Below are 7,742 nucleotides of genomic sequence, written 5' to 3'. Positions count from 1 at the left end.
GGCGATGGCGATCTCAGGGACGCCATCGCCGGCAAGCCGGCTCCTACAGGTGGTGCGGAGCATCACGGAATGTATGCCCATGCAACACGTAGAAGCGCCGGCGATTACCAGAAGCGCTGCTGGGTCAAGCGGCTCCACCAGGTCAGCAACACACGGTCCACCGAGCCGCTGGCGGCGAGGCCCACGCGCTCCTGCAGGCTTTTACGCTCGGCATAGTGCAGGTGGAACACGTCGGAGCTCTTGGCCTTGGTGGCCAGGTATTCGTCGCTGGTCTGCAGTTCATCGACCAGTTGTTTGTCGAGGGCTGCAACACCCAGCCACACTTCGCCGGTCGCCACGTCATCGATCGCCAGTTGCGGGCGATAGCGCGACACGAAGTTCTTGAACAATTGGTGGGTGATGTCCAGGTCTTCCTGGAATTTCTCCCGGCCCTTCTCGGTGTTTTCGCCAAACACCGTGAGGGTGCGCTTGTACTCGCCGGCCGTCAGCACTTCGAAGTCAATGTCGTGTTTTTTCAGCAGGCGATTGACGTTGGGCAACTGCGCGACCACACCAATGGATCCGAGGATGGCAAACGGGGCGCTGATGATCTTCTCGCCGATGCACGCCATCATGTAGCCGCCGCTGGCCGCGACCTTGTCGATGCACACAGTCAACGGCACGCCCGCCTGGCGAATGCGCGCCAGTTGCGAAGAGGCCAGGCCGTAGCTGTGCACCATGCCGCCGCCGCTTTCCAGGCGCAGTACCACTTCGTCCTTGGGCGTGGCCAGGCTCAGCAAGGCGGTGATTTCATGGCGCAGGCTCTCGGTGGCCGAGGCCTTGATATCGCCGTCGAAATCCAGCACGAACACCCGTGGCTTGGCCTCGGGTTTCTTCTTGCTGTTCTTCTTCTCGGTCTTGCTTTCGGATTTACGCAGCGCCTTGAGTTGGTCCTTGTCGAGCAGGGTCGACTCCAGACGCTCACGCAGGCCCTTGTAGAAATCATTGAGTTTGCTGACCTGCAACTGGCCAGCCGATTTGCGACGGCCCTTGCTGCGCAGGGCTGCGAAGCTGATCAATACCACCAGAATGGCGACCACCAGGGTGACGGTCTTCGCCAGGAAACTCGCGTATTCAGCCAGAAAATCCATATGACTCCTTAAAAAGTGCACTGCGCCGGGCGCGGATGGCCCCAGCATACCGACGGCATTGCCTTCGGGCCAGTGCTCAAACCGCCAGCAACGGGCCTCTAACGAGCTTTTAAAACAAGCGTATGTTTTTTCATTGACAGCTCTTCGGCATCCTCATAACCTCGCCAGACTTTCAACGTACCGGGAAAACGGACGTGGGCAGCATCTACCTGATTCGACATGGCCAGGCCTCCTTCGGTGCAGACGACTATGACGTCCTGTCGCCCGTCGGCGTGGAACAAGCGCACGTGCTCGGTCGCCACCTGGCAGACCTGGGCCTCACGTTCGACCGCTGTGTCGCCGGTGACCTGCGTCGCCAGCAGCACACCGCCACCGCCGCTTTCGAGCACTATGCAGCCCTCGGCCTGCCGGTGCCGGCGCTAGAAGTCGACAGCGCCTTCAACGAATTCGATGCCGACGCGATCATCCGTGCCCTGCTGCCCGACCTGCTGACGACCGAGCCCGAGGCCCTGGACATCCTGCGCAATGCCGCGCAGAACCGCAGCGAATTCCAACGCATCTTCGCCCTGATCATCGAGCGCTGGCTGGCCGGCACCTACGACCCGCCCGGGCTGGAAAGCTGGCTGGGGTTCGTGGAGCGCGTACAAGGCGGCCTGCAACGCATCCTCGAAGCAGCCGACAACACGCAGAAGATCGCCGTGTTCACCTCCGGCGGCACCATCACCGCCCTGCTCCACCTGATTACCCGAATGCCGGCTGCCCAGGCGTTCGAGCTGAACTGGCAAATTGTTAACACCTCGCTCAACCAGCTGAAATTCCGCGGTCGCGAGGTGGCACTGGCTTCCTTCAACAGTCACACCCACTTGCAACTGTTGAAGGCGCCGCACCTCATCACCTTCCGATGAATGGCGGCCAACCGTGACCCCAAGGTCACTGGACTCACCCTAAAGGATCGAAACCATGACTGACGTAGCCAAAGCTGTAGAAGCAATGAAAGCCAAATTCAACCCAGCCGCTGCCGACGGCCTGGACCTGGTGTTCGGTTTCCGTATCGACGACACCCAGAACTTCTCGCTGGTGGTGAAAAACAACACCTGCGAACTGCTGGAAGGCGAAAACCCTGACGCCCAAGTGACCCTGGTCACCGACGGCGAAACCATGGAAGGCATCGTCAGCGGTGACACCGACGGCATGCAGGCCTTCATGAGCGGCAAACTGCGCACCGAAGGCGACATGATGCTGGCCATGAAGCTGAGCGAACTGTTCCCGGCTTGATTCACGGACGGTCCCGGATCCCGCCTCTCGAGGCGGGATTTTTTTTGCCCAAAACCCCGACCTGTAGTGAGCGGGCTTGCCCCGCGCGGCGGTGTGTCAGGTCGATATAGGGGGCCCTGTAGACCGCGGCGCGGGGCAAGCCCGCTCACTACAGCAACAACCGCGGCAAACCGCGCACCTGAGGCGATTTCATTTCTGGCTCATGAGGATCTGTCAGCGGCCCGCTGCGGCCTCGACAACTCTAAACTGCTCAAGCTCCCTGGAATGGCCCTCTGTACCACGGCGGTTGATGAGGTACCCCTCACCCGGCCGCTCGTGGAACTCCCCGGACTCCACGTCCCGGCCAATGACGATCAAATACTTGTTGGGCCCCACGCGCACGTAGACGTTATAAAAATCGGCTATTTGCCCTTCGTTGATGAAAAGGCTGTACGCGTAACGCGATCGGCGCGTCAGCTCGGGCCACTGCGCCCTCAATATATCGACATCACCGGCCTCACCGACGATATCAATCGCGCGGACGACTTCATCGACCAAGGGATCATTTTCATCAGCCCCAAGCGCCCGAGGCTTGAGCCGGGTCATTTTGCGAAGCGAGTCAGGGTCCGCATTTCTCACCTCATCGTCAATCGACAGAGTCACGGGGTCGAGGCGATACGTACCATTTTTAACCCATTTGGACGCATCGGCAGTCTCCGATGGGCATTGCACACAGGCGGCCCTCATTGAGGCTGCGCTGGCGCTGCTGGCATACAGGCTCAAGGTAAACACACCGGCGCCCATCAGCAGGGCTACCAGCAGGTTCGCTGGGCGTGAAGCAGTGGCGGTATTCGCCATGATCTACATCCTTGTAAGGGTCGGGCCGGCGAATCTACCCGATTCACGCCGTTGGCGGAACACTCAACAGCAACGCCACCAACGCGCTCCACCCCGTCTGGTGCGACGCCCCCAACCCACGCCCGGTTTCCCCGTGGAAATACTCATGGAACAACACCAGGTCACGGCTCAGCGGGTCAGCCTCCAACTGCGCATAGCCCGCCATCGACGGCCGCAGGCCATTTTCGTCGCGCAGAAACAAACGTGTCAGGCGTTGGCTGAGGCTGTCAGCCACTTCCTCAAGCGACGACAGATAACCACTGCCCGTCGGGTACTCCACCGAGAAGTTATCCGCGTAGTAGCGGTGAAACTCACGCAGCGACTCGATCAGCATGTAATTCACCGGCATCCACAACGGCCCGCGCCAGTTGGAGTTGCCGCCGTACAGGCGTGAATCGGACTCCCCCGGCTGGTAGCGCGCGCACAGGGTGTCTCCATTCATCTTCAGCGCGAGGGGTTGTTCGGCGAAGGCCTTGGACAAGGAGCGCACGCCAAAGGCCGAGAGGAACTCGTTGTCATCGAGCATACGACGCAGCAAGTCCTTGGTGCGCTCACCCCGCAATAACGCCAGCAACAGGCGGTTGCCCTGCCCCGGTTCGTTCCAGCGTGAAACCAGCTTGGCCAGGTCCGGCCGATGTTTCATGAAGCCCAGCAGGCGCTCGCGCAAGCCTTCCAAGCCTTCATGCTCACGCTGCTCCAGTACCAGCACGGCAAACAGCGGCATCAGGCCGACAATCGAGCGCAGGCGCACCGGTTCGTTCTGGCCGTCGGGCCGGTGCAGCACGTCGTAGAAAAACTGGTCCTGCTCGTCCCACAGGCCTTCGGCGCTGTCGTCGACACGGTTGATCGCCCCGGCGATGTACAGGAAGTGCTCGAAGAACTTCACCGCGATATCCACGTACACAGGATTGCGCTTGGCCAGCTCCAGGCCGATGCGCATCAGGTCCAGCGCATACGCGGCGACCCATGCGGTGCCGTCGGCCTGATCCAGCTGATAGCCCGGTGGCAACGTGGCCGAACGGTCGAACAAGGCGATGTTGTCCAGCCCCAGGAACCCGCCCTGGAACAGGTTGCGGCCTTCGGCGTCCTTGCGGTTGACCCACCAGGAAAAATTCAGCAGAAGCTTGTGGAAGATCCGCTCCAGGAAGTCCATGTCGCCTACGCCCTTCAGCGCTTTATCCTGCTGGTACACGCGCCAACTGGCCCAGGCGTGTACCGGCGGGTTGGCGTCGTCGAACCGCCATTCATACGCTGGCAGCTGGCCATTGGGGTGCATGAAGCGGTCCTTCACCAGCAGCAGCAACTGCTGCTTGGCGTAGCCCGGGTCGATCAGAGCAATGGCCACCGCCTGGAAGCCCTGGTCCCAGGAGGCGTACCACGGGTATTCCCAGGTGTCGGGCATCGACAGGATGTCGAAATTCGACAGGTGCCGCCAATGGGTATTGCGGATATGCAGGCGCTCAGGCGGCGGCGCAGGTTGAGCCGGGTCGCCGTCGAGCCATTGGTTGACGTCGAAATAATAGAGTTGCTTGGACCACAGCAAACCGGCCAGGGCCTGACGCTGTACGTTGCGTGCATCCTCATCGGCAATGTTGTGTTGCAGGGCCGCGTAGAAGTCATCGGCCTCCTCGCGGCGTTGTTCAAACAGCTTGCGCGCATTGACTTCAGGCGCATCGGTAGGTGCGAAACGCAGGTAAAGGGTTTTGCTCTGCTGGCCGTCCAGTTCAAGGATGAACCGCGCCGCCACCTTGGTACCGGCATCGCGAAGAATCGCCGACTGAACACCGTCGACCACGTAATCGTTGATACCGTCCTTGAACGGCCCCGGCGCCGGTTGGGCGTCGAGCTTCGGGTAGTTGGTTTCGTTTTCACAGAACAGCCATTCCACGCCGTCCTGGCCCCAGGCACTGAGGTGGCGGTCGGGCAGTTCATGATGACGGGCCAGCACGTGAGAACCGGCCAGGGTCAGCTGTGGCTTGGGTGCATCAACCGTCCAGCTCCAGTCATTGCGCGCCCACAGCTGGGGCAGTACCTGCAGGCGGGTCGGCTGGTCCGCGCGATTGTGTACGGTGACGCGCATGAAGATATCGTCAGGCGTGTGCTTGGCGTATTCGACGCTGACATCGCAGTAGCGGTTGTCTTCGAACACCCCGGTGTCGAGCACCTCGTACTCGGCATCGCCCAAGCCACGCCGGGCGTTTTCGGTGATCAGGTCGGCATAGGGAAAGGCTGCATGGGGGTACTTGTAGAGCATGCGCTGGTAGGCATGGCTCGGTACGCCGTCGACGAAAAAGTACAGCTCCTTGACGTCTTCACCGTGGTTGCCCTCGGCGTTGTTCAAGCCGAACAGGCGCTCCTTGAGGATGCTGTCGCGCTCGTTCCACAGCGCCAGACCCAGGCACCAGCGTTGTGCCTTGTCACTAAAACCGGCCAGGCCGTCCTCGCCCCAGCGGTAGGCGCGGCTGCGGGCATGTTCGTGTGGGAAATACGCCCAGGCATCACCGTCGGCGCTGTAGTCCTCGCGCACGGTGCCCCATTGGCGTTCACTCAAGTAAGGGCCCCACTCGCGCCAGCATTCGGCGTCCGGGTTGGCCAGGCGTTGGCCTTCAATCGTTGCAAGGATGTCTGTTACGGGCGTGGCCGTCATCGGGTCCTCCATCACTGGCGCGGTGACGGGCAGTGTAGAACCCATTCGCGCCCCGATGCACATGAAGACTCAACCCTGGCCCAGAAAAGACTGAGGCCGCTGATTAGGCGGCCTGCAGTTTTTTGGCGCTGCGCAGTTGCGCAGTTTCCGCGCGCGTTCTTAGAAGATCGCGTAGGTGTAGTTGAAGATCAGGCGCGTTTGGTCCTGATCGGCCGTGCCGGTGTTGTGACCGTGATAAGTACCTGTACGGAAGGTGGTGCCAAAGCCTTTCAGCGGGCCTTCCTGCACCACGTAGTCCAGACGGAAGTCGGTTTCGTTTTCTTTCTGATCAGCACCGCCGGCTACCTTGGACTTGATATCAGTACCGTCCAGGTAAGCGATGGAGGCTTTCAGGCCAGGCACGTAGGCTTTGAAGTCATACGAGTACTGACCGAAATTGACCTGCTCGCCCGCACGGGAGAACTGGCCGACCACGGCGTCGGTGAACAGGTAGAAGTCGCTGCCACCGGCGCCTTGGGCGTTCGGGTCCGCGATGCTGCCCTGGTTGACCCAGACGAAGCCGCCGTCATCACTCACGCCGATGTGGCCGAGCATCAGGCTGCTGCCACCCAACTGGTAGGTGAACGCAGCGCTGTAGGTTTTGTTGTCCACTTCGCCAGCGTGCTTGGCATAGCCGCCGTTGTTGTTGAACGCGTAGCCGGCGGAGCCGTTCTTGCCGTCGCTGGTGCTGTCGAAGTAGCGCAGGTCAGTCTTGAACGACTGGTCGTTGCCCAGGGGCAGCACGTGTACCAGGCCGAAGTAGTTCTGTTTGTAGAAGTCTTCCAGGTCGGCGTAGTAGTACTGCAACGTCAGGTTTTTAGCGATGGCGTTGTCGGAAGAACCGAACGGTTTGTAGTCCAGGCCGCCAAACTTGAAGCTGTTGCTGTCACGGGTCGCGCCGGCAACGCTCAGGCCAGTAGAGTTGCTGGAAGCACGCCCTTGGGCATGGTTCAGCTCACCGCCGGTGAAGGTCACGTTGGGAATGTCGCTGGACGTCAGGATGCCGCCGTCAAAGGTCTGCGGCGCCACACGGCTGTCGTTGGACACCAGGATCGGCAACACCGGGGCCAAACCGCCACCCACGTGCAATTCGGTCTGGGAGATGCGGAACTTCACGTTACCCGCAGCGCGACCAAAACTGTCGGCCGGTTCAGTGCCGTTATTCTTGGTTGGGAAAAAGCTGTTGCCGTTACCGGCCAGGCCTGGGCCTGCGGTGTGGCCATCGCCGCCGTCCAGACGCAAGGCACCGAAGGCCATCACATCAAAACCGACCCCGAGGGTGCCCTGGGTGTAGCCGGATTTGTAGTCGAAGCGCAGCAAGGTGGCCGCTTCACGCAGATCATTCGCCGTCCCCGAGCGGTTGTCTGCGCTGTAGTACATGGTTCGCGAGCTGATAGCCGCGTGGCTGTCTTCCAGAAAGCCGCTGTGACCGTTCCCCGTGCCCAGCGAACCGAGCCCGAAATCATCGGCGCTGGCTTGCTGTGCAAGCAAGGCGGCGGTGATGGATAACGCCAGTGTAGAAATTTTCATTAACGACAGCCCCTAAACATATTTTTATGTGCGGTGTGTGCAGAACAGCTTTCATCCCTACAAACGTGACGATTGTTTCATGAGGACCGGGGCGCTCCTCGTGAAGAATTAGTTAGGAAAGTCCTCGAAAAATGAAATTTTCAAGCTGGCGTTTTTTGTCATATTTGCGTCATTTCATTCATTTTCAGCATGAAGTCCTGAGGATTCTTCGTTTGCACGGCCAGGCCCAGCCCAACAAAATCCAG

At 60.4% G+C, this 7,742-nt stretch carries 6 protein-coding genes; 2 read left to right on the top strand and 4 right to left on the bottom strand.

Annotation, left to right across the window (positions count from 1 at the left end):
- Nucleotides 1-104: 104 nt before the first annotated feature.
- Nucleotides 105-1,130: a protease SohB gene (gene sohB / locus AC07OV_RS27100; protein ID WP_495093330.1), complete on the bottom strand. Its 1,026-nt coding sequence runs from the start codon at nt 1,128-1,130 to the stop codon at nt 105-107.
- A gap of 194 nt (nt 1,131-1,324) precedes the next feature.
- Here sohB and AC07OV_RS27095 point away from each other — a divergent pair, with 194 nt between their 5' ends.
- A complete protein-coding gene (locus AC07OV_RS27095; RefSeq protein WP_494999073.1) occupies nt 1,325-2,035 on the top strand; it encodes a histidine phosphatase family protein in 711 nt (236 codons plus the stop codon).
- 55 nt (nt 2,036-2,090) lie between these two features.
- On the top strand, nt 2,091-2,405 hold the full coding sequence (locus AC07OV_RS27090) for an SCP2 sterol-binding domain-containing protein (RefSeq protein WP_016969749.1): 315 nt from the start codon (nt 2,091-2,093) through the stop codon (nt 2,403-2,405).
- A 213-nt stretch (nt 2,406-2,618) separates the two neighbouring features.
- Here AC07OV_RS27090 and AC07OV_RS27085 read toward each other — a convergent pair whose 3' ends face one another.
- The 3 genes from AC07OV_RS27085 to AC07OV_RS27075 form a co-directional block, all read right to left on the bottom strand.
- Complete coding sequence (locus AC07OV_RS27085; protein ID WP_495093329.1) at nt 2,619-3,242, bottom strand: hypothetical protein; 624 nt, start codon at nt 3,240-3,242, stop codon at nt 2,619-2,621.
- Nucleotides 3,243-3,285: 43 nt separating this feature from the next.
- Nucleotides 3,286-5,928, bottom strand: a complete 2,643-nt coding sequence (locus tag AC07OV_RS27080; RefSeq protein WP_495093328.1) for an MGH1-like glycoside hydrolase domain-containing protein — start codon at nt 5,926-5,928, stop codon at nt 3,286-3,288.
- A 159-nt stretch (nt 5,929-6,087) separates the two neighbouring features.
- Complete coding sequence (locus AC07OV_RS27075) at nt 6,088-7,497, bottom strand: OprD family outer membrane porin (protein WP_494999070.1); 1,410 nt, start codon at nt 7,495-7,497, stop codon at nt 6,088-6,090.
- Between the last annotated feature and the right edge of the window lie 245 nt (nt 7,498-7,742).

Source organism: Pseudomonas sp. GW821-FHT09A09 (assembly GCF_059418405.1).
The sequence above is the reverse complement of the archived record's forward strand: the minus strand, read 5'-3'. Positions and strand labels throughout refer to the sequence as shown.

What these genes read in the sequence shown, in the direction of transcription:
- sohB (WP_495093330.1), bottom strand. Translation starts at nt 1,130, where the DNA reads ATGGATTTTCTGGCTGAATACGCGAGTTTCCTGGCGAAGACCGTCACC.
- AC07OV_RS27090 (WP_016969749.1), top strand. Translation starts at nt 2,091, where the DNA reads ATGACTGACGTAGCCAAAGCTGTAGAAGCAATGAAAGCCAAATTCAAC.
- AC07OV_RS27085 (WP_495093329.1), bottom strand. Translation starts at nt 3,242, where the DNA reads ATGGCGAATACCGCCACTGCTTCACGCCCAGCGAACCTGCTGGTAGCC.
- AC07OV_RS27080 (WP_495093328.1), bottom strand. Translation starts at nt 5,928, where the DNA reads ATGACGGCCACGCCCGTAACAGACATCCTTGCAACGATTGAAGGCCAA.
- AC07OV_RS27075 (WP_494999070.1), bottom strand. Translation starts at nt 7,497, where the DNA reads ATGAAAATTTCTACACTGGCGTTATCCATCACCGCCGCCTTGCTTGCA.